The following is a 24,703-nucleotide window of genomic DNA, read 5'->3' on the forward strand; positions in this document are numbered from 1 at the left end:
CAGCCTGATTCATCAAACCACTTCATCGAGCACCCGGTCGCCGCTTTCGCCGGTCCGCACCCGGAGGGCGTCCAGCACCGGCAGGACAAAGATTTTGCCGTCGCCCGACTTGCCGGTCTTGTTCACGCGCATGATGGTTTTGACCGTCTTTGCCACCAGCTTGTCCGGGACCACGATGAACAGAATTCTCTTGGGGATCAGTCGATTGCTTTGCCCCAGCTGGGCGACGGCTTCCTCGTAGCCCTTTTCCGCCCCTTCCAGCAGCTTCAGGTCGACCAGCCCCTTGCCGCGGCCGAGGGCATCCCGGGCGGTGATGGAGGAAATGCCCGCGTCCGAGAGGGCTCTTTTGGTCTTGTTCATCATGTTGATGCGGACAATGGCCATGATCTCCTTCATAGCTTCACCTCTTCGGGCTCTCCCGAGGGGGTCTCGCGGATGCCGGAGCTGATGGTGTAGACTTCATCGACCGGAGAGACGAAAATCTTGCCGTCGCCGTAAGCGCCCTTCTCGCCGGTCCGCGCCGCCTTCATGATGGTTTTCACCACAAACTCCTTGTCCTGGTCCTTCACCACCGTGAGCAGCAGCTCCTTGGGGATTTCGTCATAGGTGATCTCGCCGATCTTGATTCCGCGCTGCTTGCCGCGCCCGACCACGGACATCTTGGTGACCGCCGGGAACCCCGAGTCCATCAAGGCGGCGAGCACATCATCGACTTTTTCCGGCCGTACAACTGATCTGATCATTATCATGATGTTCTATCCTTCCTTTCTCCGCAGGCCTTCCATTCACCAGGCCCACTGCTGACTAACCTTCTCACCTGCTGTCTGGCCTCTCTCAATTGGCGATGCCGTGCTGGATCAGCAGCTTCTCGAGCTCATCCGTGTGCATCGGCTTGGGAATCACATGCATCTCGTTTTCTTCGATCTTTTTTGCGAGAGTGCGGTATTCATCCGCCTGGGAGTGCTCCGGGTCGTACTCGATGACCGTCTTGCGGTTGATTTCAGCCCGCTGCACCATGTTGTCGCGCGGCACGAAATGGATCATCTGGGTGCCCAGCTTTTTGGCGAACGCCTCGATCATAGCCTGTTCGTTGTCCACCTTGCGGCTGTTGCAGATGATTCCCCCAAGCCGCACACCACCGGCTTCGGCGAATTTCACAATGCCTTTGCAGATGTTGTTGGCGGCGTACATGGCCATCATTTCCCCGGATACGACGATGTAGATCTCCTGCGCCTTGCCTTCGCGGATGGGCATGGCGAAGCCGCCGCAAACGACGTCGCCGAGCACGTCGTAAAAGGCGTAGTCCAGTTCCTCGCTGGACGCATAGGCCCCGAGCTGCTCGAGCAGGTTGATCGAGGTGATGATGCCGCGGCCGGCGCAGCCGACGCCTGGCTCGGGACCGCCCGACTCGACACAGATCACGCCCTTGAAACCCACCTTGCGGATGTCTTCCAGCTCCACGTCCTCGCCCTCCTCGCGCAGGGTGTCGAGCACCGTGTTCTGGGAGAGCCCGCCCAGCAACAGCCGAGTTGAATCTGCTTTGGGATCGCAACCCACCACCATCACCTTCTTGCCCATCTCCGCGAGGCCGGCCACCGTGTTCTGAGTTGTCGTGGATTTCCCGATTCCGCCTTTGCCGTAAATCGCTACTTTTCTCATTGCCTGTTTCCTCCTGATCATATGTGGTGTTGCGGGGGTATAAGGCACGGACTGTGCCAGATGCGCCCAGGAACCGGTTGGCAGCGGCTATCTGTCTGAAATTAAGTGCATACTTATTTTAGCGTGGGGCATTGGGGGGGAGCCCGAAAGGATTGCCGCTCCTACATAAACGTCGAGGGCACCCTACATTATTGTAGGCATCCAGCTTGCGCGCCGAAAAACCTCATTGCAGCTAGGATGTGATGAAATACCTGCCCGGTTGGCCCGAGGCCAATCCCTTTGCCAAGGCCGAAAGACAGGAATCGGAGGAGCATCCCCGGCATATTCCGCCGGCGGAGGATTTCTGGAAGGTATTTGACCTGACATCCGGCCAGGACCGGGTCATGTTCACCGCTTATCTGCATACGGCCGCCAGGAAAACGGAGATCTTCCAGCTGATTTGGTCCGATGTGGATTTTGGCAGACACCGGATCAGGTTATGGACCAGGAAGCGCAAGGGTGGTCTGGAAGCCGACCGGATCCCCATGACCCGGGAACTGGAGGAAGCCTTGAAGGAGTGGCATGAGAATCGGACCTCCAAGGATAGTCAATATGTGTTCAACTGCGAAGACACGACACCCTATGGCAAAGGGTACTATGGTAAGCCCTTCGTGCGCAGGTATCACTGGCTGAAGAAACTTTGCGATAAGGCAGGGGTGCCCAGGTTTGGAATCCATGCCATAAGGCACCTTTCAGCGAGCATTTTGGATGACAAGAACTACCCCCTGAGTACCATCCAGTCTCTTCTGAGGCACAAGAGTGCCAATACGACATCGAAGTATATTCACAAATTGCGAGGCTTCAGGGCAGTTCTGGACGATGCATTCAGGAGAGAGCCCTTGCCGACGGCCGCAGCGCCGGAGGTTCGGGAGTTGCCGGAGCCGAAAGCGGCGCCGGCGCAAAATGAAGAAAGCCGCTCCCGGGTTGGTGGCTCAACCAAGGAGCGGCCATATCTGCGGCTCGTTCGATTTCGTTAATCGCGGAACCTCACCTGACGTCGAATTTACACCCGTTTTACACGTAAATTTACACGAAAGGGTCAGGGTCGCTAAGCCGCCACAACTAAGTTGTGGAAATCACTTGGTAGTCCCAACGGGGTTCGAACCCGTGTCTTCGGCGTGAGAGGCCGATATCCTAGACCACTAGACGATGGGACCTTTGTTTGGCTGGGGGACTAGGATTCGAACCTAGGTAGACAGATCCAGAGTCTGCCGTCCTGCCGCTAGACGATCCCCCAGCAAGTCCGCTTAGGATAATCAAGTTGATTTTACAAGTCAAGAGTCTAGGCCGGTGTTACGCTTGTCTTTTGTCTGGCGGATATTCTATAATATTGATTCAGCCCATGAGGACAAAGATTCCTCTCGGAATTACTGCCCTTATCACAGGTTATGAAGCGCCAGGACGTTCCTCCGTCCCCATGGAAAGCGATCAGCCGCTGAGACAGGCACTGCGGGCCAATAAGGGATCAAGGAGAAGAGTCAGATATTTGCTATCCAATACAGATATATTCGAGGTATGCGTGAACTTTCAACCTGCTGCCCATAAGCTGGCCTGGTCGCCGCCCGCCGAGGCAAACGATCCCTATTTGTCCGACCCTGAACAATATCGGTCGAAGATGGCCCAATACATTGATGAAGACGACGCTGAGAACGCGGTCTTTTACCAGGCCCTGCTGTTCGCCCACGAACTTCATGCCGGACAGAAGAGAAAGTCGGGAGACCCCTACATCAGCCATCCCTTTGCCGTGGCGGAAATTCTTGCCCACGAATTGAAGCTGAAAGATCCTCATTTGCTCGCGGCCGCTCTTCTCCATGACGTTGTGGAAGATGTCCCATCAATCCAACTGGAAGATATTCAAGAGCGTTTTGGCGAGGTGGTTGCCGAGTTGGTCGACGGCTGCACCAAATTAACGCGTCACTACCCCAATAAAGCAATTCTCAAGGACTTGACCCACAGTAAGATATTTTTAACCGCCAGTCGCCGTTTGGGAGTCCTCATCATCAAACTGGCCGATCGCCTGCACAACCTTCGCACCTTGCACCACCTGCCGAAACCAAAGCGTCAGCGCATTGCCCACGAGACCATCGAGGTATACGCCCCGATAGCGGCCAAACTCAATATTTTCCCTGTCAAGCGGGAATTGTATCATTTGGCACTTTCCTACCTGTACCCCAAGAAAAGCAAAAAGATTTTGCAGTTCATTCGCGGATTCCGCAGTTCACCGGTGGTCGTTGAGTTCGAAAACGAACTGGAAAAGGCACTCGGGAAGTTTTCCTCGGCTGTAACCATTCGGCCTCGCGCCAAGGGCCTGGGATCATACTACGATCCCATCAAGAAGACCCTGGACATCAGCAACAGCGAAAATCACATGGATTTTGCCGTAATCCTGGATACGCAGGACACGGTGGCTTGCTATTCAGCACTTGGCATCGTGAATTCCATGTTTCCCCCCATCCCGAGGACGCTCAGGGACTTCATCTCCAACCCGAAAATGAACGGCTACCGCAGTTTGCACGTGCGCGTTCACGTTGCCGGCCAGAATTACCTCATCAAAATTCGCACCCCCGAAATGGACGAATTTGCAGCCTATGGGATACTGACGCGATGGAGCTCCGATAAGCCGATGTCGGAAGAACACTGGCAGGAGATCAGCGAACTTTTGCGTAGCATCGGCGAATACGGTGGAGCTGGACCTCAGCGCAAGGCGCTCATTCGCTTGTCGGAGGCCGAGGAAACCTTCGTGTACAGTCCCAAGGGAGACATTTACTACCTGCCCAAAGGGAGCGTGGTACTGGATTTCGCGTACAAGATTCACTCGGAGTTGGGCGATCATTGCAAAGGAGCGCACATCAACAACGAATGGGCCCCGCCCACGCGCGCTCTCAGTGACGGCGATGTGGTGGAAATCGTCACTTCCCCGGAGCCGTATGACGTCGACCCCGAACTGGAAGAATTGTGCAAAACCCCCAAGGCACGCACCGCTTTGAATAAGCACCTGCAGCAGAAGAGGCTGCGCTATGCTCAAGACATCGGCCACCAGATACTGTTACAGGAAATCAACCGCCATGGGCTGTCGTCAGACATTCTGAAAAATGAGGACACCCGGCTCATCCTCGAATTTCACAACATCAAGAACCTCCCGGAGCTGTTTGTGCGCGTGGGCCAGGATTTGATTTCTCCACACGTCGTGCTCTATTACTTCATCAAGCCGCAAGCGCGAGACAAGGATCAGAACTTCTCGCCCGGCAGGCACTTGTTCACCCACGAACGAAATGTGCTGACGGTCCCGGAACTGGATAGAGGGATTCACAAGTTCGCCCGCTGCTGCAACCCGTTTCCCGGGCAGCAGAACGTTCTGGCGGTACTGAGTGAGCGCGGGATCACCTTTCATCACAGAGATTGCTCCGATTTGCTGGATCGCCACGATCTTGAGCCCCAACGGCTGCTCGAGGTGCATTGGGACGAAGCATCGGTGTGGCGCCGCCCTTTGGTTTTCACTCTGCGCGTTTTTCAGGAAAAAGTACAATCGGTGATCCGCTCATTGGCAAATCTTTTGAACACGAGCGCCCAAATAGAGTACATCGGCCGCGGCACAGACAAGCACAATCAGCCGGTGGTGCTGATCACTGTGAAAATACAAAGCTTTGGTGAGGCGCGCGAATTTTTCAGGTGTCTGCCCACGGATCGCATCACCATCGACAACTATGGTCAGGAAGAAGGTCCGAGGACGATTCATTAGGCAGGGGCCATGAGGTACTGGGTGACAGTCAGTTCAGCGACTGTTTTTCTTGAATTTCCCTGAATACTTTTCTGGCCAGGGCCTGCAGCTTGTCTTTCTTGACCCCGGCAATCTCGGTGAGCAGAAACTGTATCCAAATCCCGCAGAAGAAGGCCAACATGCCTTCGTCACTCGAGAAGACCTCGTTTTTGACATCTTCATCCTCAAAGGAATCCACTGCCAAATCCAGGATACCCGTTCTCAGCTCGCCTGCCCCAAAACTCTTGACGGCCTGCCAGTACAGTTGCTTCATTTCCTGCGCGCACGAGACTATCTCTACCGCTTTATCACAACCTTCGATCAAATTCAGTCGCCTGGCCAAGTGCTTTAACCTCCCTTTGAGCTCCAGCAGATTGCTTGATTTTTCAACCAGTTTGTTTATGCTGTTTGCATAACAGATTTTTCATGATATTGGAAGTCGGCCGAACGATTGAGTTTGGCTCGATATTTTGATATCCTGGCAGCCGTATTGATAGCATTCGATAATGCTGGATTGGACAGGGGATTTGAGATGTGAGCCGTACTTTTCCAGCAGGCAGCCACGATAAAGTAAACATACCATGGTCCCACCCTGCAGGTGTCTCGCTGACCGCCCCAAAAGGCGGTTCTGTATGCAGGAAATGAGGGTAGACGTTTGAAAGGAGTTTGGATGAAATTGAAACATTCCATTTCCAGGTTGAGCCGATGGCATAAGCTAGCGGTGATCGGATGTGCGTTGCTGATTTTGGCCGCCGCGCAGGCGCTTTCCGTCGATCCAGTCTGCAGCCAGCAAGGCCCGCCGTCCTTTGCAGATTTGGCCGAGCAGGTGAAGCACGCCGTAGTCAATATCTCAACCACCCAGGTGCTGCGAGAAAATCCGATGAACAACCCTTTCATGAACCCCAACTCGCCTTTTCGGGAGTTTTTCGGGGACGACTTCTTCAAACGCTTTTTTGGCGATATGCCGCGAGGTGAAATGAAGACCCACGCCCTTGGCTCAGGGGTTGTGATCGATGAAAGCGGCCTCATCCTGACCAACAATCATGTTGTGGAAAAAGCAAGTGAAATAAAAATCAAGCTGGAGAACGACAAAGAGTATGACGCCAAGGTGGTCGGTCGCGATCCCAAAACCGACCTTGCACTCATCAAAGTCGAGGGCGTGAAAGATATGCCCAAGGCAGCCCGCCTGGGGAACTCGGACGCCATTCGGGTCGGTGATTGGGTTATGGCCGTGGGCAACCCGTTTGGACTGGGGCATACAGTGACTTCCGGCATCATCAGCGCCAAAGGGCGGGTGATTGGAGCCGGCCCCTACGATGATTTTCTGCAGACCGATGCGGCCATCAATCCCGGCAACAGCGGCGGTCCTCTGTATAACATGAAGGGTGAAGTGGTGGGAATCAATACCGCCATCGTCGCCCAAGGCCAGGGAATAGGTTTTGCCATTCCCATCAATGTGGCAAAGGATCTCCTCCCACAGTTGAAGGCTGGAAAAGTCATTCGAGGCTGGCTTGGCATAATGATCCAGGATATCACGCCGGAGCTGGCCAAATCGTTTGACCTCAAGGAAGCCAAGGGTGCCCTGGTTGCCGATGTGCTCGGCGATTCACCGGCTGAGAAAGCAGGACTGAAGCAGGGCGACATCATTGTCGCCATGAACGGCAAGCCCATTAGCGATTCGAGTTCCCTGTCGCGCAGTGTGGCTGCCACACCTCCCAACAGCAAAATAACTTTACAGCTCATCCGCGACGGAAAGACCAAAGACCTGGAGGTCACCATTGGGACCATGCCCGAAGATGGAACGGAAACCGCACCCGCCAAAAAAGAATCGGCCTGGGGGCTGACCGTTCAGAACCTGACGCCGGAGCTGGCCAAACAGTTTGGCTGGGAAGCCGATGAACGCGGTGTCATGATCTCGGACATCGAACCGGGAAGTCCTGCGGCCGAGGCAAGACTGCGTGCGGGCGATCTGGTCAAGGAAGTGAATCGACAGAAGATTCAGAATCTGAGAGACTATAAGCAGGCCGTCGAAAAGGCCAAGAAGGAGGAGAGCTTGCTGTTGCTGGTGAAACGGGGAGAGAACACGTTCTACGTGGCTCTCAAAGCCGCCCAGAACTAATTGATCGATACCGGCATAGCGTGATGCGGCTGGCGGCACCCCTCTCAATGGAGCTCCGCCGGCCGTATGGTTTATCTGCATGAGCGGAAACCGGTATTGCATCCCACACGGATGCAACCGGAGGAATGAGGTTCAAGCAAGGCATGAAAGCTTTTCAAGCCAGTTTTACGGTCAGCCTGGAACCCGGCACGGTGGAACGTGAGAAGGCCAAGGCGAGAGCGATGCGCAAGACTCAGTGGTGGCGCAATCAGATCGCCAAGGGTGTGTGTTATTATTGCGGACACTCCACGCCTCCCCAAGAATTGACCATGGACCACATTGTGCCCATCATCAGAGGCGGCCGATCCACTCGAGGCAACCTGGTGCCAGCTTGCAAAACCTGCAATAGCAAAAAACGCTACCTGCTTCCGCTGGAGTGGCAAGAATATTTGGCACGTCTTTAGCCGTGTGTTATCGAGAAAAAATGTTGCTCCCACACCTGATCCAATAAAAGGCAATGCATATGGAAGAATGCAAAAATTGCGAGTTGGCCATCTATTGTTTTTCGGAACCGGGCACCTGGGTATTTAGGACCAAGGAAGAGATGGAACAGAAGCAAGCGGCCATTTCCTGCTGTTCCATTTATCGGCGGATGCAGGAAGAAGAGAATGACAAGGTTTCAGAGAGCGGCCGATCCACCGGTTAAGAATAAAAGGTTACATTTCTGCCAAGCATTGTCTCCCGCTTTTCCAAAATAAGTCTCAGGTGAACATATTGATTTTGCAGTTGCGGGCATGCTTCAGGTAGTCTTCAGCTGTTTGAATCTCAACGCCCTCGATGAAATCGTCCTCATTGAACTCCATCATATCGATGGTCATCTTGCACGCCACCAGTCGGACTCCTTCCAGCTGGGCCATTTCCAGGAGATCTTCCAGACAGGGGATGTTGGCAGCGTGGATTTTATTTTTCATCATCTTGGTAGCCACGGTGGACATTCCCGGTATCGACCCCATTACCCCGGACGGCACAAATTTACACCTTTTGGCGCCCTCTTTGCGAATCACATTGATCCCCATAAAAGTGTAAAAGATAGTCGATTCCATGCCCAATCGTTTTGCATTAATGGCTAGAATGAGCGACGGATAAACTCCATCAATGGTGTCCCTGCTGCAGATGAAAGTGCAAGATGTCTTTTGCGAGCTTTGTTCGTCGGCCATGACAAATCCTCCCAAAGTTGTAGCTGTTCAGTTTTCTGGATCGGCTGCCGAGAGAAACACTCTCTAATCGCACAGCATGCGCGTGGGGCAGCACAGTCGCTGCAACATCCTATGAAAACCCCTTCAGGTGAGTGACTGTTGCAACCATTGACTTACGATTGTTCTGTACAAAGGATCGGTGATCACTGTGTACAGGCGTCCGGACGCGCGCCGTGCCACGTGAACCTGTCCCGCTGCGAGCCAGTTGACACACTGAGCATAAACCTCATACTCCAACTGCAGACCCCGTTGGCGGATCGTTTCCACATCATCCCCCGGCCATATGGGATATCCCGCCTGGGCTATGATTGGCCCGGTGTCTTCCCCTTCGTCCACAAAGTGAACGGTGACTCCGCCCCACTTACAGCCGTAGTTGAAGGTATCCTCGTAGCCATGCTGCCCTGGAAACGCGGGCAGCATGGCTGGATGGATGTTCAACACACGCAGTTCCTGTTCCCTATTGAACTGGGAAAGGAAATATGGGGTCATGAGCCTCATGAAACCCGCAAGGCAAACTAAGTCGGGCCGATATGGGCGCAGCACTGCAAGCAAATCCTTTTCGGCCAAAACCAATCGGCCAAGGTGCAGCAGCCTCTTTTTCGAATCCTGTTGCCGCAGGATGTTTTGAGTGCGATCCAGTTGCCTGAGATCGACGGGGAGTTCCTGAGATGCGAGCTGTGCGGCGTCGCGCTGCAGGCAGGAACGGTAGTCAACAACATGGACCGGAATTCCTGCGCGCTGAGCGCGGACCAATCCCAAGGCGTCGGCACGATCGCTTGCCACAACGACTATCTCGGCTGCGAGCCTGGCGTCCCGGGCCCGGTCGATGAGCGCCTGCAAGTTGGTGCCGCCGCCCGAAATCAGGACAGCAAGCCGCAGTTTATTGTTCTGCCTTAGCGTCATGTGATTGCAGGATCCCGTTAAGCAAAATAATCGACGAGGTTGCGGAACATCTTTATGCCGTCGCCCTCTTCGGGAAGCGACTTGCCCTGCCGTCGCAACACTTCCTTCCGGTAAGTCCAGTCAGGATGGTTTGTGCAATGATTGAAAGCCTCGGGGTGGGGCATGAGGCCGGCAATGCGGCCGGTAGGATCGCAGATGCCCGCAATGTCGCCAAGCGAACCATTGGGATTGTCGGGGAACTCACCCGCAGCCGGACGTCCATCCGTTGTTGTATAGCGCAGGATCACCTGTTCGCTGGAAACCAGCCGCTCCAGAACCCCGGTCTCGGCGTAAAACTTCCCTTCCCCATGGCGAACGGGCAACTCAATCGTATCGATGCCTCGCGTCAGAATACAGGGCGACGCCGGATTACCGCCCAAACGAACCCATTGATCCCTGAAGTTTCCACAATCGTTGCCGATGATGGCAACATCGCGCCGCAATTGATGAGGTTCGAAGCCGGGCAACAGCCCAAGGTTCACTATGACCTGAAAGCCATTACAGATGCCGAGCACCAAGCCGCCCGCCTGAACAAAATTGAGGATATCATCCTGCAAGCGGTGTTTGAGGCGCATCGCCAGAATGACCCCGGCCCCGTGATCATCTCCCCACGAAAAACCGCCACCGATGACAAATATTTGGAAGTCCTTCAACCTGTTGACGCCATCGATCAGATGGTTGAGATGAATACGTTCGGCCCGGGCACCCGCCTTCTTGAGCGCGTATGCCGTCTCGATATCACAATTCAGGCCGAAACCGGTCAAAACTAAAGCTCTTATGCGGCTCATGAAAACACTCCACAACCACGCAATGCCTATCCGCCTCAGGCGGCAGGCATTCTGCTCCAGGATGTCTTAAGTCTTACCACAGCTTCATTCAGTAAAATCGAACCGTTAACCCCTTTGATCAAAAGCCGGGGCTCGGCTGTGATCTCCCCGATACAGGCACACGGAAGATTTTGGAAATGCGCTTCGAAAGCTGCACAATTATCCGCCGGCAGTGTCACCAGAAATCTGCCGCAGGATTCACTAAAAAGGATCTGATCATCTCTAAGAAGAAAGGATGCAGCCGCATCGGGACCCTGGAACTGTGGACCTTTCAGGGGAACGCGGGATAGATCGAGCGTCATGCCCAAGAGTCCGCCCATAGCTACCAGGGCCGCATGGACAGCCAATCCGCCACGATAGATGCCATGGCAGGAGGCCGGCAAGCCTGCCTGCAAGGCCCTTTCCAATGCCCGATAGACAGACTGGTTGAGCCGCACATCCACTTTGGGAACCTGGAGGCCTACATAGCCTAGAAGATCGTAATATTCTGAGGCACCCAGTTCGTTGCCGGTTGCCCCCACAAGATAGACCAGATCTCCAGCCATTTTGCTTTCCATGGTGAGCACTTCGGTCACATCAGCGACCACCCCGGTGGCAGTGAACTGCATGGTCGGCAGGCCGCTTACTTTATGACGCTCGCCGTATTCCCCGGGTAGATGCCCATCCACATACATGCTGTCTTTACCCGACAAGAGAGGAATTCCATAGGCAAGACACATGTCACGCAGCGCCCAGTTGGCTCGCACCAACTGGGCCGCCTTGTAGCGTCCGTCGGGATTGTGTACGGGATCATATTGAATGCTCGGCCAGCAGAAATTGTCCACACCGCCGATTTCATCGAGTTTGGCTCCAACAGCCAGGAGGCGTCGCACCGCCTCATCGATGCAGAACGCCACCATGGCATAGGAATCAATGATCGAGTAGCTGGGGTTCAACGCCTGGGCGACCGCCAATCCGCGCTTGCTGTCAAGTATCGGCCTGAGCACAACGGCGTCGTTCGGTACATCGCGCTCCCGCCCCACAAGATATTTAACAGCGCTCCCACCCTGGACTTCATGATCGTACTGGCGCTGTATCCATTCCCTGGAGCACATGTTGGGACGTCCCAGAAGAGCATGAAAAAGCCCCGCATAATCTGTCGGTTCACTCACAACGGGCTCCACCAACCCGCGCGCCTCCGGGGACTGCCAATGGGCATCAAATTCCCACTGGGGAAAGTCCTGACTGAAAAGGCTGAGATCCAGGTACGCACAAGTTTTCCCCTGGTAAGTGATGTGCAGTTTACCATGGGATTCGTAGCGGCCGATGACCGTACTTTCCACGTCATGCTTGCGGGAGAGCGCCAGGAAACGATCGATATCAGCGGGATTGACGGCAATCGTCATACGCTCCTGGGACTCGGAAACCCAAATCTCCCAAACATCAAGACCCTCGTATTTGAGGGGCACCTTGTCCAACTCCACAAAAGCGCCGCCGGAGAATCGAGCTGACTCGCCGATGGATGACGAGAGCCCGCCACCGCCGTTGTCGGTTATGAATGAAATGAGTCCCTCGTCACGCGCTTCCAGCAGAAAATCATGCATCTTCTTTTGCGTGTAGGGATCTCCAATCTGCACGTGGCCTGCCGGGGTGTGCTCACTGTAGGTTTCGCTTGAGGCCGTCACTCCATGAATCCCATCTTTGCCGACGCGCCCGCCGCTCATGACGATCAGGTCTCCCGGCTGGGGGCACTTCTGCTCTGACGGAAGTCCCTTGATGGATTTCGGCATGATTCCCAGGGAAGCCACGAAGACCAGACATTTGCCCAGGTAGGCAGGGTGAAAGAATAGATTGCCAAAAGGCGTGGGGACACCGTGCTTGTTGCCCCCGTCTTTGACTCCCTCAACGACTCCGTCCAGAAGTCGGCGCGGGTGCAGGTGGGGCTTGAGAGGACCCGCATAGTCTCTGGGACCGACGCAATATCCGTACAAGCCGGCGATGAGGCGCGAGCCCTTGCCGGTTCCCATGATATCGCGATAGATCCCCACGATTCCGGTCAGTGAGCCGCCGTATGCTTCCATGTTGGAAGGACTGTTGTGTGTTTCGCCGGTGATCGAGTAATGGTGTTCTGCGTCAAAACGTGCCACTCCCGCATTGTCCCAAAGAACCGATATCACCCACTCCTTTTCTTGCTGCAGAGCCAGCGTTGGGGCTTCTATGCAGGTTTTGAAAAGGTTGTCCACCACCAGCGCGTCATTCGTTGTTACATCGAGGTAGTGGAACCTGCCGCGAAAGGTGTTGTGATTGCAATGATCACTGCGCGCCTGAGAAATGGCTTCCAATTCCACATCAGTGGGCAGCCAGAGGCCTGCTTTTTTGCGCTCTTCGAGGACTTCGGGCCGCAGGAAATAATTTCTGATGACGGGCACGTCCTGGGGGTTCAGGGCGAGGTTCCGTTCCTGGCTCAGTTGCATCAGAGCGTCATCCGACGGGATCGGTATGGTCTCCACGGCAGGGGTGTGAGCCAGGTCCACGCGCGGAACGATGACCCCAATTCCATTGGCGCTGTCCCACTCGGAGCGAGAGTAAATCCGCCATTGTTGGATGATATCGTTGGCCAGCAGTTCACGCGCGATCGTCTGCACCTGTACGCGCTGCAAACGGGCATCCGACAATAAATAGAGCTTTGAGGTGTAGGCAGCCTCATCCTTCCCGAGGGATCTGCCGACAAAATCCGAGATGGCTTCAATGGCAACACTGCCGGCGGTATCCCGAACCCCCGGGCGAAATCCGATCCACACGGCCCAGTCAAAATCTCCGGCCAGGGAATGGCAGGCGGACACCTGGGTGATCGGGTTGGTGAACACTTCCCTGCGCACGGAATCGAGTTCCTCGGCCGTCAGGGTGGTATCGAGGGTCAAAACATGAATGACCCGTGCCCGCCCGACATGCCACCCGAAATATTCCTTTATCCGCCGACAAAGCCCTGCCCCTTCCGGATCAAACAAATGGTCCTTCAGGGAAATTTCGATTCTTTCAGCCATGACAAAATCCCTTGCTACCGCAACAACTCATTGGAAAAAAATCCGTTTTGCCCAGAGCACAGCCCGGCGCGCATGGTCTGCTTCCCGGTCCGCTACACCAACAGCTTCACCGCGATGACCATGAGGATGATGCCGCCCACAACGCCCATGCTGCGCCCGAACTTTTGCGTCAACTGATTGCCCAGCTTCATGGCAGCCCAGGTCATGGCGCAGGCGGTAACACCAATCCAGGTGGCTGTGACCAACAAGCTTTCACCAAGGATACCGAGGCTGAAACCAACACCAAGGGCATCGATGCTGGTAGCAACCGAGAGCATTACCAGACTGAAACCGCGAGTCGGGTCCGGGCAGTGGGCCGTCTGCTCGGATAGCTCCGGGCGCAGGCTTTCATAGCTCATTTTTGCGCCGATAAAAAAGAGCAGGGCGAAGGCAATCCAAGGTGCCCATTGGCGGGCCACTCCCACCAGGTTCTGCCCAAAGAACCAGCCCACCAGGGGCATCAGGAATTGAAATAGACCGAAGTGAAAGGAGAGGCGAAAAACTTGTCGGGGAGCACAGAACCGGGTCCCCACACCGAGGCCCACGGCAAACGCATCACACCCCAGAGCTACCGCCACCAACGCTGTCTCAATGGGTTTCAAGGCTACTTTCTTCTCGAACTATGACTTCCTGGATATGATTTTTAATACAGCTTCCAAGATAATGTTCTTGCTGTAGAAGGTTGGGTTGAATCACGCGTTTCGCGTGAGGCAACCCAACGCCCATTTTGCTGGGTTTAGTGCCTCAACCCAGCCTGCTTGGAAGCCAAAATCATTTTCTTGAACAGTACAGTAACAGGTTGGCTTGCTGTCTCACATTTCCCCCAGGTCCGTGGGAAAGGGTTCAGCAGCCTTGGGAACGATCCGGAAGATCAATTGTAGTAGCATTTGTAAATGTTGCTTTGAGCTTCGTATCTTGAAGCGGCCTGGACCAGGAACCTTTCGGCTTTTCTGTCGAGATTCACAAATTTCACCCCCATTCCTCTCGGGGTAAAAGCATCCGCCGGTCCGTGTATGTTGGCCCAAACGACAATGCCCTGAACTTCAACGGATTGCTGGCCTCCCGGAAACTGCAGCACCAGTTTCAACCTCTTATTGAGGGAAACCGGTTTGTCACACCGAACCAGCATGCCATGCTCATTCAGATGGGTGCAAGTACCGTCCCCGACCCAATCGTCATTCAGGAAGTAGGTTACCTGGCACGGCATTGTCTTCTCCTTGAGGATAGCCCTTTCCTGTTCTCCCATAGTCCGCTTCTCTCTGGGTATCGCTCTGCAATTACCGCAGAGTGGCTCCAAACTTCCCGAGCACCTTATCAACCAGCCTCTGGTGGACGGCGTTCACTTCTTCATCGGTCAAATTCCTGTCTGCAGCCCGGTACACCAGCCGATACCCGATGCTCCGCTTGCCCGCTCCCAGTTGTTCACTTTTGAACACATCAAAAACGTCCACAAGTTCCAGCAGCGGTTCCTTCAGCTCGAGGATATAGTCCAACGGTTCCTGAACCCTGACGGCGGCATCAACCACAATGGCCATATCGCGCGTCACCGAAGGGAATTTAGGCAGCGGTCGGAACAGAGGGCGAGACGATCTGAGGTTGAACAGGCGATCGAAGTCAAACTCGAAAAGATATACGGCCCTCTTGAGGTCAAACGCTTCTTCCACTTCGGGATGGACCCTGCCCAGGCAACCCAGGTATTCCCCTTTGCAATAGACCGAAGCCATCATTTTCGGATCCAGGTATGGGGCTGCTTCATCTACAGCAAAGGCGACTCCCTCGAGGTAGAACATACTCAGAATACTTTCTGCTGTACCCTTGACATCCACATATCCCACTTCTTCCCTGCCGCCGTACAGGGGATCAGGAATCAATCTGCCGGCCATTGCTCCCACAAGCTGGTGACGCTCCTCGGGAAGGTCTGCTCCACCAATGGCGGAAAAGACTTTACTCAATTCAAAGATGCGCAGATCGTCATTGCCGTGATCGAAATTGTATCTGACCGTCTCCAGCAATCCCGGCACGAGGGAGGTCCTCATCACGGCCTGTTCTTCGCTGAGCGGGTTCATGAGACGGACGGGGCTGAGCCGCGGATCACCGACTGGAAGACGCAATCTTTGGATGGATTCCTCCGCGATAAAGGAATAATTGAGCACTTCAAAAAAAGCCGCTCCCTGCAAAAGGAACTTCACTTCCTGGCGCGCACGCAGATGGGGGTCAAAGGAAGCGGCTTCAACGGCAGCTTGAGGAGCGGTGACCGGCACCTTATCGTAGCCGACCAGACGCGCGATCTCCTCTGCCAGATCCACTTCGCGAGTGATATCAGGCCGGAACAAAGGTGGAACGACCTCCAGACAGTTGCTGTCCGTCTCTTTCACCTGCATTTCGATGCGGCGCAGAACCTCCGCCATTTGGGAAGACTTCAGCCGGGTCCCTAACAGGCGATTGGTACGATCCACACGCAACCGCAGGACGGGGGGCTCAATGGGGTGCGGGTATACGTCGATACGCCCGCGGGCAATTTCTCCCCCTGCAACCTCCACCATAAGCTGAGCGGCTCGATCCAAGGCGCGCACGAGCCCCGCCGGATCCACGCCGCGCTCGAACCTGAAGCTCGATTCCGTGCGCAGGCCAAGCTTTTTGCTGCTCCTGCGAATGCACTGCGGTTGAAAGTAGGCGCTCTCGATCAGCACTCGAGTCGTATCCGCCTTGATTTCCGAATCCAACCCACCCATGATGCCGGCAATGGCGACCGGATTCCTGCCATCGCAGATGAGCAGAGTGTCTGCGAAGAGAACCCGCTCCACCGCATCGAGGGTCGTGAATCGTTCGCCCTCTCCAGCACGCCGCACGACGATTCGATTTTCCGCCAGTCGGTCAAAATCAAAGGCGTGCAGGGGTTGGCCCATCTCCATCAAGATGAAGTTGGTCACATCGACAATATTGTTGATCGACCGAATGCCCACCGCTTCCAGTTTCTGCCTCAGCCAGGCCGGCGAACCACTTATCTTCACTCCTTGAACGATACGAGCGGCGTAGCGGGGGCACCCCACGGGATCATCCACGGTCACAGAGCTCAACGAGCCGATATCCGCATCACCTTCCGACAGCGCAATATCAGGATAGCGCAAGGGTGAACCGCAAATGGCGGAAATCTCCCGGGCTATGCCGATGATGGAAAGACAATCCCCACGATTTGGCGTGATGCCGATATCGATTATTACATCGCCGTCTCCCATCACTTGCGCAACGGGAATTCCAACGGGCGTATCCGGAGCCAGCAGCCAGACGCCGTCGGCATCGTCGCCCAGGCCCAATTCCCTTTGCGAACAGAGCATACCCTGGGACATCTCGCCCCTGATCTCAACCGCCTTGAGGATTTCACCATCGGCCAAACGGGCGCCCGGAAGAGCGAGAGGAACGACCTTGCCCACTTGAAGATTTGGCGCTCCACAGACGACCCGATAGGTCCTTTGGTCATCCGCAACCTGGCAGAGATGAAGCCGATCTGCCTTCGGATGCGGTTCGATGGATTCCACCCTGACCGTCACCACTTGCTGCAACTGAGCATCGAGATTGCGCACGGCTTCAACTTCCAGGCCGGCCATAGTCAAACGCGTGACAAGTTCTTGCACCGGTATGGAAATATCCACATAGTTCTGCAGCCACTTTAGACTAGCAATCATTCCTATGATTCCTCTTTATCTCCATCGTCTTGCGGTCGAGCACCGTCAGCAGCCATTTGCAATGCAATTGGAGAAGCAATACCTATTGCTATGAATCATGATTACCGGGGTCGCGCCAAGAGGATGGGAATCAACGCGCTGCTTGAAGTTACGGGAAAGACGTGTGCCGCAGTCCGCACGACCCGCGGTGGGCGCGATTCTGCTTCCCCTAAAATTGCCTCAAAAAGCGCAGGTCATTCTCGAAGAAAAGCCTCAGGTCATCAATACCGAACTTCAGCATCGCGATTCTCTCGATTCCCATACCAAAGGCAAAACCCGTCACTTCTTCAGGATCATACCCAACCATTTTATACACCTCAGGATCAACCATTCCCGAACCCAGGATTTCCAGCCAGCCGGTGTCGGAACACACTCGGCAACCCCGCCCGGCGCACATCACACACTGTATGTCCACCTCGGCACTCGGCTCTGTGAAAGGAAAGAAACTGGGTCGGAAACGCAGCCCCACATCGGGCCCGAACATCTGGTGCACAAATATGGTAAGGATTCCCTTCAAGTCTCCGAAAGAAATGTTTTCTCCCACCATCAGGCCTTCCACCTGATGGAACATGGGGGTATGAGTGACGTCGGAATCGCAGCGGTAGGCTTTTCCCGGCGCAATGATGCGGATCGGCGGGCGACGCTTTTCCATGGTACGAATCTGAAGAGGGGATGTGTGGGTTCGCAGGACCACATCTTCAGACACATAAAAGGTGTCCTGCATATCTCTGGCCGGATGATCCCTGGGGATATTGAGGGCTTCAAAATTGTAATAGTCCAGCTCGACTTCAGGCCCTTCAACGGTCTCGAAGCCCAGCCAGTTGAAAATTCTGCTGATTTCGAGGGCGGTCTGGGTGATCGGGTGCAGGTGTCCTCTCACGGGGCTGCGCCCGGGGACAGTCACATCAAACTGCTCTTTGCCACTGTGCTCCTGCTTTTTGGCCTGGCCGAGCGCCGCCGCTATGCCACTCTCCAGCTGCAGCTTGGCTTCGTTCAACAACTTGCCGAATCTGGGCCGATCGTTCTCAGACGCTCCAGCCAGCTGCTTGAAAAGCTGCGTCAGTTCTCCCTTCCTGCCGAGATAACGCACGCGGATTTGCTCCAGCGCTTTCACATCTCGACGGGCCTCGACGATCGCCCGGCGGGCAGCACGCAAAAGTTCTTGAACCGATTCTTCCATACTGATCTTATGCGGCCTGCCTGGCAATGTTGGCGAGTTTCGCGAAAGCAGCCGGGTCGTTTACTGCGATACCGGCCAGCACCTTGCGATCCAATTCCACATCCGCTTTCTTCAGGCCGGCCATAAAGCGCGAATAACTCATGCCATGCTGGCGCGCCGCCGCATTGATGCGCATGATCCAAAGACTGCGGAAAGTTCGCTTGCGTACCCGTCGATCTCGATAGGCGAACTTGAGCGCACGGTCGACCGTCTCCGACGCGGTTCTGAGTAGTTTGCCTCGACCACCCCGATACCCTTTGGCAGCGTTGAGGATGTTCTTACGGCGCTGCCGTGATTTCACACTTTTCCTGACTCTAGGCATGGATTTAATCTCTCCTTGATATACTCACTTCAGCCAAGACTATAGATATGGCATCATGCGCTCCAGCGATCTGAAATTGACGGCGTCAACCACCACGCTCTGGCGCAGGCGCCGCTTACGTTTGCGCGTTTTTTTCGTGAGGATATGGCTTTTATTCGACTTGAAGCAGACAAACTTGCCGGTCCCGGTGCGTTTAAAGCGTTTGGCCGCTCCTCGGTTAGTCTTCAGTTTTGGCATTACGTCCTCCCGGATAAGCGTTGCATTTATAACGAGCAACTTGCCATCAATCAAGTCGCTTCGATTTTTCGGTCCCAATCTGCCAAGGCTCTGGGTGATCCGATTGCCCGGAGCAGCAATCATGCCCTGCCGGTCAAGTGGCATTGGTTGGTTCGGAGCACTTCTTATTTCTCGAAAGAGCCACGCAGAAAGTCGGCATGCGTCCGGCACCCGGCTCATTTTCCGGCATCAAGGCACAACTGAAGCGAGCAATGTATTGAGGTTCATTAGGTGTGTCAAGTCTTTTTTGAAATCGGGCGTTACGACTTTGGAGCCAGAATCATGACCATGTTCCGGCCTTCCATTTTGGCGTGCTGCTCGACGACCGCCTCGTCTCGGAGCTCCTCTTCGATCCGCTCCAAAATTTTCACTCCCTGGTCTGTATAGGCAATTTCCCTGCCACGAAAGACGATCGTCACCTTCGCTTTGTCTTTTTGTGCCAAAAAACGTTTGATGTGGCGAATTTTGACCTGCAGATCATGTTCGTCGGTCTTAGGCCGCACCTTGACTTCTTTAACCTGAATGACCGTTTGCTTCTTCTTGGCTTCTTGCGACCGCTTGCTCTGTTGATATTTGAACTTGCCGTAATCCATGATTTTACAGACAGGCGGGTTCGCGTTAGGAGCCACTTCAACCAGGTCCAAATGCTCTTCAGCAGCTAAATCGAGAGCTTTCTTCAAAGGCACGATGCCAAGCTGAGAACCATCTTGACCAATCACTCTTACTTCCTGGGCACGAATTCTTTCATTGACGTTAACTTGCTTGTCCAGAGCAGTGTCCTCCTTTCCTCAACAGCAGGGGTCGGGTCAATATCCATTGCATTTTAATCTTAACAACCATTTGCCAATCGCATACAAGGCTCATCCAAGCACCAGCCTGGCAAAACCGGGTTTAGATTATCCCGAGTCCGATACGCCCTTTGGTGGCATCGAGGCATTCCTTTTCAATCAGAGCCGCCACCTGCTCGGCACTCATCATATCGAGCTGGCTGCCATCGCGAAGTCTGGGGCGGACTCCACCGGCCGCCACCTCCCGATCGCCGATTACCAGCATGTAAGGCACTTTCTGAACCTGTGCTTCGCGTATCTTGTAGCCCAGCTTTTCGCTGCGGTCATCCAGCTCCGCCCGCACACCCAGGTCTTTCAATTGCTGGTGGACCTTACGGGCAAATTCCAGCTGCCCATCGGTGACCGTCATCACGACCGCCTGAACCGGCGCCAGCCATGAGGGGAATGCCCCGGCATAGTGTTCGATCAAAACCCCAAGAAAACGCTCGATGGCTCCAAGAATGACCCGATGGACCATAACCGGGCGGTGGCGTTCCCCGTCTGCCCCGATGTAAGTCAAGTCAAACCGCTCCGGCAGGGTAAAATCACATTGTATGGTGGCACACTGCCAGCGTCGATCGAGGGCATCCTTGAGTTTAACGTCAATTTTGGGACCATAGAAGGCCCCCTCTCCCTCGCACACACTGTAAGCAATACCCTTGTCCTGCAAGGCGCTCACCAGGGCGCCCGTCGCCCTCTCCCAATCCTCATCGGTACCAATGGACTTTGCGGGGCGGGTGCTTATTTCCATTTCATAGGAAAACCCGAATATCCCCATCACCTCGATCACAAAATCGATGATGCTCTGGATTTCAGCATGGAGCTGCTGCGGCATGCAGAGTATGTGGGCATCATCCTGAGTGAATTGCCTCACTCGCAAAAGCCCGTGTAGAACACCCGACTTTTCGTGGCGGTGCACCGTGCCCAACTCGAAAAGGCGCAGCGGCAAATCCCGATAACTGCGGATCTTCGACTTGTAGATGAGCATATGTGCCAGGCAGTTCATCGGCTTTATACCATATGATTGATCTTCAATTTCAGTAAAGTACATGTTCTCGCGGTAATGGTCGAAATGCCCTGAACGTTTCCACAGTTCCGTCTTCAGTAACGTCGGCCCGATGACCAATTGATAGCCACGGCGCAGGTGCTCGCGCTTTTCGAAGGTCTCCAGGATGTGGCGCAACACGGCCCCCTTGGGATGATAGATCACCATGCCCGCACCCACTTCATCACTGAAGCTGAACAGGTCCAGCTCCCTGCCAAGACGGCGATGATCCCGCTTTTGGGCCTCCTCCAAAAAGTGCAGGTAGCGCTTCAACGCTGCCCGATCGGGGAAGGCCGTCCCGTAAATTCTCTGCAACATGGGGTTGCGCTCGTCGCCGCGCCAATACGCTCCCGCCAGGCTGATCAGCTTGTGCGCCTTGACATAACCCGTATGGGGTATATGAGGCCCGCGGCAAAGGTCTAGGAAATCACCCTGTTGATAGAGTGAAACCGAAGCGTCCTCGAGTTCTTCCAAGAGTTCCACTTTATATTGTTCGCCTTGCTCCCGAAACAAACGAACGGCTTCATCCCGCGGCATTTCCCTGCGTTTGAACTGCAAGCGAGCGGCAATGATTTCCGCCATCTTTTGCTCTATTCTCTCAAGATCCTCGTGGGTAAAAGGCCGCTCAACATCAAAATCATAATAGAAGCCATTCTCTATGGCGGGGCCAATGGCAATCTTTGCATCCGGAAACAGTTCTTTGACTGCCTGCGCCATTATATGGGAAGCGCTGTGACGCAAAACGTCGAGCCCTGCCTCCGTATCCGCGGTAATCGCCTCAATCCTTGCATCCTCTTCTATTGTCCGGGAAAGATCGGTCAGCTTTCCATTCACTCGAGACGCAACCCAGCCATTGGCTGATCGGCCCGTCGTCCGCAAAGCCTCAACCACTGAAATTCCTTTGGGAAGAACCTCTTTCCCCCCATCTTCAAACGTCACCTCGATATTATCTGAACTCATGCTGCATCCCATCAGGTCGGCAGACTCTTCAGCCTGCGCTCCGCATCCTTGTATTCCGCAGCGCACGCGAGCAACTCGCACGAACGCATGCTTCCTTGATTAGTCACACTTTAAACCGGGTATCTGTCGCCTTCGTCACGTTCGCGAAAGGGGAAACCGTACACCGCGTGTTATGTTCAAGAGGTACCCACACATCCCCGGACATGATGTAAAACGGTAGTACGCAGAATTTATGGGTGATAACCCCATAAATAATATGGGGTGCCGTTTCAAAGCACAAGAGGGGAAAAGATAAAAAAGGCACTCTTCCTCGTAAAGAGGGAGAATGCCTCCTCAGATTAGCCCGGCACCGAAGTCTGCCCCAGAAACCCTTTCCCCCCGACATATTGCGCATTCGAGTAAGCCAACAAGGCGCCCATCTTAATATTTAATCGGTATTTGCCCCCGTCCTATTGTTCTCTGGCGCGTGAGAAGCGAGCAAAAACTGGTAGGCACGGGCGGTTTCGAACCGCCGACTTCTACCGCGTCAAGGTAGCGCTCTCCCCCTGAGCTACGTGCCTCCAAAAGTTTCGAAGAGTCTATAACGAGGTAGCCGATTCATGTCAAGTAAAATGACGACGCCAGGCCCGCCCCGTAAAGCGTTGCCGAATGGTCCCAATTACTCGTCCCTGAGGGGCACATGCTGGTTGTTGGTGCGCTTGGCATCCAGCAACTGGAATCCTTTGACGATGTATTGCATACCGCTGGCTACCGAAAAAAGGCCGGTCAGAAAAAACAAAACCAGATACGCCCAGCGCGGACCAGAAACATACGAGGAAGCCAACACCGCCAGTACCGTCATGAGCTGCACCAGTGTGGTGAGTTTGCTTATAATGGAAGGCTTGATTTCCACCCTGACATTGTGGAACAGCAGCGTCATCATGCCCAGCAAAATGATGACGTCTCGGCTCACGATGATCACTGCCAGCCAAATCGGCACGAGGTTTAGATATGCGAGCAATATGAAGGAACTGACCAGGAGGAGTTTGTCGGCTAATGGATCCAGATAGGCGCCAAGCTTGGTTTTCTGGTGAAAAAGGCGCGCGATCAAGCCGTCCAGCCCATCGGTCAGTCCTGCGATGAAGAAGACGAGCAGCGCACAATCGAGCCTTCCGGCGAGCAACAGCCACACGATCACCGGGGTGAGCAGGATGCGAATCAGTGTCAGAACGTTGGGAATGGTCATCTATGCAATCATCCTGGCGAGCCGCTAGAATTTTACAGGCCTCAGCTCCACAGACCGATTTTCGGGGGAATAGGAACCCAGTTGCATGCGCGTGCCGTCTCGCAGCAGTATTCCCTCCTGCAACAGGGTGAAAAACTCGGTTCCAAGTCCCTCCACCTGCACCTCAGCCAGATCCCGGCTTACCTGCAGTTTGTTGACCTGCAGCGAAGCGAATCGGTCTCTCAGGACTTGCTCCAACTCCTCCCAATAGAAGTACGGGTAATCGGCGCGAATGAGGACGGTCCAGACACCGCCCGGAGTCATCATCGTGGCAGGAGCAGGAACAGCCGCCGAGGAGGCCGCGCGCAGCAGGCGATCCAATTGAGGAACCAGCAGGTAGGCCATTTTTATTGCACCCTCCTGATAAGTGGCATTGCCCATGGGCATTTCTTTGCGGATTTCTCCTTTGGATTGACCGGAAGTGACATCGATGACTTGCAAAAACACCTCCACGGCCGGTCCCTGCCCGCTATCCTGCCGGACGGAAACGGTACCGGAAATGGCGCTCTGGGTACCCGACGAACCGGCCAGCGCGAGCAGTTGCGCCCTTGCCACATGGCCGGACGTGTCGAGCGCAAGCGACCCCCCTTGGGGAAAGTTCAACAACCACGGATAATCCTGGGATTCCTGCAGCACACTCAACACAAAAAAACACCGGGAGTCCCCACTGCTTTCCGGTAGTATCCAGCTGCTGTCCCATTTCTCCGCAACCGCCCACAGCACCCTTTGCTCGGATGCCGGCATCGGCTGGCCGGTTTCCGACTGCACGGGGTACGGTTCGGGCGGAGGCGGGGGCGCAACTGACTCCCGGGGAGCGGCCGCTTCCTGTGGCTGCACGGTTTGTTCGGGTGCAGCGGGTGCCGCTTCGGAGACCGGCGCAGCAGTCAGCCCCAATTGCTCAACGTCACGCTTGAGTGCGCTCATGGCAACATTCACCTGGCCGGTAATGCGATATAATCCCCCCGCAGGATTCTCCGAAAAAACTTGGTACGACTCGATATAACGTTCAGGTTGCTTCAGGATTTTCGACTGGATGGCAGGGTAGTGGCTACCCATCTGGGAGGGGCTCAAAAGAGATGCCAAAGCCTGCGTTACTCCCTGCACCATGAGGTCTTGCAGCGCCTCCTGCTGGCTCTTGGCAAGATCCTGCGCGTCATACACCGCCTGACCCTGACTGAAGAAGCCGCCGGTTTCAGCCGCCGCTGCGGGTAATGGCAAAATCCCAACGGCAACCAGTAGTACAAGTTTGAGCAGCAAATTCTTCCCTATGTTGAATCTGAGCATCGCTTCTGTTCTCCTCCCACCGAACTCGGCAACTGCGCCCCTGACCGCCCGCCGCCTCGACCACATCGGGCATTCAAGGAGTGCCGATGTTTTCTGGAATGATTCTTTGTTTCAGGAGTACTATTTGGTATCATAGTCTCGATT

General features: G+C 54.8%; 23 protein-coding genes and 3 tRNA genes. 5 read left to right on the forward strand and 21 right to left on the reverse strand.

Annotation, left to right across the window (positions count from 1 at the left end):
* Nucleotides 1–12 precede the first annotated feature (12 nt).
* From K1V27_RS12595 to nifH, 3 genes are all read right to left on the reverse strand, one after another.
* Nucleotides 13–396 (reverse strand): P-II family nitrogen regulator, encoded by a 384-nt coding sequence (locus K1V27_RS12595; protein ID WP_258930355.1) that lies wholly within the window; start codon nt 394–396, stop codon nt 13–15.
* Nucleotides 393–749, reverse strand: coding sequence for a P-II family nitrogen regulator (locus tag K1V27_RS12600; protein ID WP_258930356.1), 357 nt, complete (start codon nt 747–749; stop codon nt 393–395). The genes K1V27_RS12595 and K1V27_RS12600 overlap by 4 nt, the downstream gene beginning before the upstream one ends.
* An 85-nt stretch (nt 750–834) precedes the next feature.
* Complete coding sequence (gene nifH / locus K1V27_RS12605; RefSeq protein ID WP_258930357.1) at nt 835–1,659, reverse strand: nitrogenase iron protein; 825 nt, start codon at nt 1,657–1,659, stop codon at nt 835–837.
* A gap of 242 nt (nt 1,660–1,901) precedes the next feature.
* Here nifH and K1V27_RS12610 point away from each other — a divergent pair, with 242 nt between their 5' ends.
* Nucleotides 1,902–2,675, forward strand: coding sequence for a tyrosine-type recombinase/integrase (locus K1V27_RS12610; RefSeq protein WP_258930358.1), 774 nt, complete (start codon nt 1,902–1,904; stop codon nt 2,673–2,675).
* A gap of 104 nt (nt 2,676–2,779) precedes the next feature.
* Here K1V27_RS12610 and K1V27_RS12615 read toward each other — a convergent pair.
* Both K1V27_RS12615 and K1V27_RS12620 read right to left on the reverse strand, forming a co-directional pair.
* Nucleotides 2,780–2,855, reverse strand: a tRNA-Glu gene (locus tag K1V27_RS12615).
* 6 nt (nt 2,856–2,861) lie between these two features.
* A tRNA-Gln gene (locus K1V27_RS12620) sits at nt 2,862–2,935 on the reverse strand.
* 282 nt (nt 2,936–3,217) lie between these two features.
* Between K1V27_RS12620 and K1V27_RS12625 the strand changes: the two genes are divergently transcribed.
* On the forward strand, nt 3,218–5,437 hold the full coding sequence (locus K1V27_RS12625; protein WP_258930359.1) for a RelA/SpoT family protein: 2,220 nt from the start codon (nt 3,218–3,220) through the stop codon (nt 5,435–5,437).
* Between the two features lie 28 nt (nt 5,438–5,465).
* On the opposite strand, the gene K1V27_RS12630 is transcribed toward K1V27_RS12625, so the two are convergent.
* Entirely contained in the window at nt 5,466–5,798 is a 333-nt protein-coding gene (locus tag K1V27_RS12630) for a hypothetical protein (protein ID WP_258930360.1), read from the reverse strand.
* A 327-nt stretch (nt 5,799–6,125) separates the two neighbouring features.
* On the opposite strand from K1V27_RS12630, the gene K1V27_RS12635 reads away from it, so the two are divergent.
* The 3 genes from K1V27_RS12635 to K1V27_RS12645 all read left to right on the forward strand — a co-directional run bounded on the left by K1V27_RS12635 (nt 6,126) and on the right by K1V27_RS12645 (nt 8,259).
* Nucleotides 6,126–7,574 (forward strand): DegQ family serine endoprotease, encoded by a 1,449-nt coding sequence (locus K1V27_RS12635; RefSeq protein WP_258930361.1) that lies wholly within the window; start codon nt 6,126–6,128, stop codon nt 7,572–7,574.
* 143 nt (nt 7,575–7,717) lie between these two features.
* Nucleotides 7,718–8,017 carry an HNH endonuclease gene (locus tag K1V27_RS12640; RefSeq protein WP_258930362.1) on the forward strand — a complete coding sequence of 100 codons (300 nt, stop codon included), beginning with the start codon at nt 7,718–7,720 and terminating at the stop codon, nt 8,015–8,017.
* A gap of 59 nt (nt 8,018–8,076) precedes the next feature.
* Nucleotides 8,077–8,259, forward strand: a complete 183-nt coding sequence (locus K1V27_RS12645; protein ID WP_258930363.1) for a hypothetical protein — start codon at nt 8,077–8,079, stop codon at nt 8,257–8,259.
* Nucleotides 8,260–8,314: 55 nt separating this feature from the next.
* Here the strand turns inward: K1V27_RS12645 and K1V27_RS12650 are convergent, their stop codons facing one another.
* The 15 genes from K1V27_RS12650 to K1V27_RS12720 form a co-directional block, all read right to left on the reverse strand.
* Nucleotides 8,315–8,770 carry a DsrE/DsrF/DrsH-like family protein gene (locus K1V27_RS12650; RefSeq protein ID WP_258930364.1) on the reverse strand — a complete coding sequence of 152 codons (456 nt, stop codon included), beginning with the start codon at nt 8,768–8,770 and terminating at the stop codon, nt 8,315–8,317.
* Between the two features lie 123 nt (nt 8,771–8,893).
* Nucleotides 8,894–9,712, reverse strand: a complete 819-nt coding sequence (gene purN / locus K1V27_RS12655; protein ID WP_258930365.1) for a phosphoribosylglycinamide formyltransferase — start codon at nt 9,710–9,712, stop codon at nt 8,894–8,896.
* A gap of 17 nt (nt 9,713–9,729) precedes the next feature.
* A complete protein-coding gene (locus K1V27_RS12660; protein ID WP_258930366.1) occupies nt 9,730–10,539 on the reverse strand; it encodes a phosphoribosylformylglycinamidine synthase subunit PurQ in 810 nt (269 codons plus the stop codon).
* A gap of 35 nt (nt 10,540–10,574) precedes the next feature.
* Entirely contained in the window at nt 10,575–13,601 is a 3,027-nt protein-coding gene (locus K1V27_RS12665) for an AIR synthase-related protein (RefSeq protein WP_258930367.1), read from the reverse strand.
* Between the two features lie 92 nt (nt 13,602–13,693).
* Nucleotides 13,694–14,242, reverse strand: a complete 549-nt coding sequence (locus tag K1V27_RS12670; protein ID WP_258930368.1) for a manganese efflux pump MntP — start codon at nt 14,240–14,242, stop codon at nt 13,694–13,696.
* Between the two features lie 269 nt (nt 14,243–14,511).
* Nucleotides 14,512–14,847 carry a PilZ domain-containing protein gene (locus K1V27_RS12675; RefSeq protein ID WP_258930369.1) on the reverse strand — a complete coding sequence of 112 codons (336 nt, stop codon included), beginning with the start codon at nt 14,845–14,847 and terminating at the stop codon, nt 14,512–14,514.
* 70 nt (nt 14,848–14,917) lie between these two features.
* On the reverse strand, nt 14,918–17,323 hold the full coding sequence (gene pheT, locus K1V27_RS12680) for a phenylalanine--tRNA ligase subunit beta (RefSeq protein ID WP_258930370.1): 2,406 nt from the start codon (nt 17,321–17,323) through the stop codon (nt 14,918–14,920).
* Nucleotides 17,324–17,531: 208 nt separating this feature from the next.
* Complete coding sequence (gene pheS, locus K1V27_RS12685) at nt 17,532–18,542, reverse strand: phenylalanine--tRNA ligase subunit alpha (RefSeq protein ID WP_258930371.1); 1,011 nt, start codon at nt 18,540–18,542, stop codon at nt 17,532–17,534.
* Between the two features lie 7 nt (nt 18,543–18,549).
* Nucleotides 18,550–18,903, reverse strand: a complete 354-nt coding sequence (gene rplT, locus K1V27_RS12690; protein ID WP_258930372.1) for a 50S ribosomal protein L20 — start codon at nt 18,901–18,903, stop codon at nt 18,550–18,552.
* Between the two features lie 39 nt (nt 18,904–18,942).
* On the reverse strand, nt 18,943–19,140 hold the full coding sequence (rpmI, locus tag K1V27_RS12695; RefSeq protein ID WP_258930373.1) for a 50S ribosomal protein L35: 198 nt from the start codon (nt 19,138–19,140) through the stop codon (nt 18,943–18,945).
* A gap of 299 nt (nt 19,141–19,439) precedes the next feature.
* Nucleotides 19,440–19,949 carry a translation initiation factor IF-3 gene (infC, locus tag K1V27_RS12700; RefSeq protein ID WP_258930433.1) on the reverse strand — a complete coding sequence of 170 codons (510 nt, stop codon included), beginning with the start codon at nt 19,947–19,949 and terminating at the stop codon, nt 19,440–19,442.
* A 121-nt stretch (nt 19,950–20,070) separates the two neighbouring features.
* Complete coding sequence (gene thrS / locus K1V27_RS12705) at nt 20,071–22,011, reverse strand: threonine--tRNA ligase (protein ID WP_258930374.1); 1,941 nt, start codon at nt 22,009–22,011, stop codon at nt 20,071–20,073.
* A 485-nt stretch (nt 22,012–22,496) separates the two neighbouring features.
* Nucleotides 22,497–22,571 (reverse strand) — tRNA-Val (locus tag K1V27_RS12710).
* A gap of 98 nt (nt 22,572–22,669) precedes the next feature.
* Complete coding sequence (locus K1V27_RS12715; RefSeq protein ID WP_258930375.1) at nt 22,670–23,236, reverse strand: CDP-alcohol phosphatidyltransferase family protein; 567 nt, start codon at nt 23,234–23,236, stop codon at nt 22,670–22,672.
* Between the two features lie 24 nt (nt 23,237–23,260).
* Nucleotides 23,261–24,559: a hypothetical protein gene (locus tag K1V27_RS12720; protein WP_258930376.1), complete on the reverse strand. Its 1,299-nt coding sequence runs from the start codon at nt 24,557–24,559 to the stop codon at nt 23,261–23,263.
* Nucleotides 24,560–24,703: the final 144 nt, after the last annotated feature.

The sequence above is a fragment of the Desulfoferrobacter suflitae genome, assembly GCF_022603395.1.
Taxonomy (GTDB): Bacteria; Desulfobacterota; Syntrophobacteria; order Syntrophobacterales; family Syntrophobacteraceae; genus Desulfoferrobacter; species Desulfoferrobacter suflitae.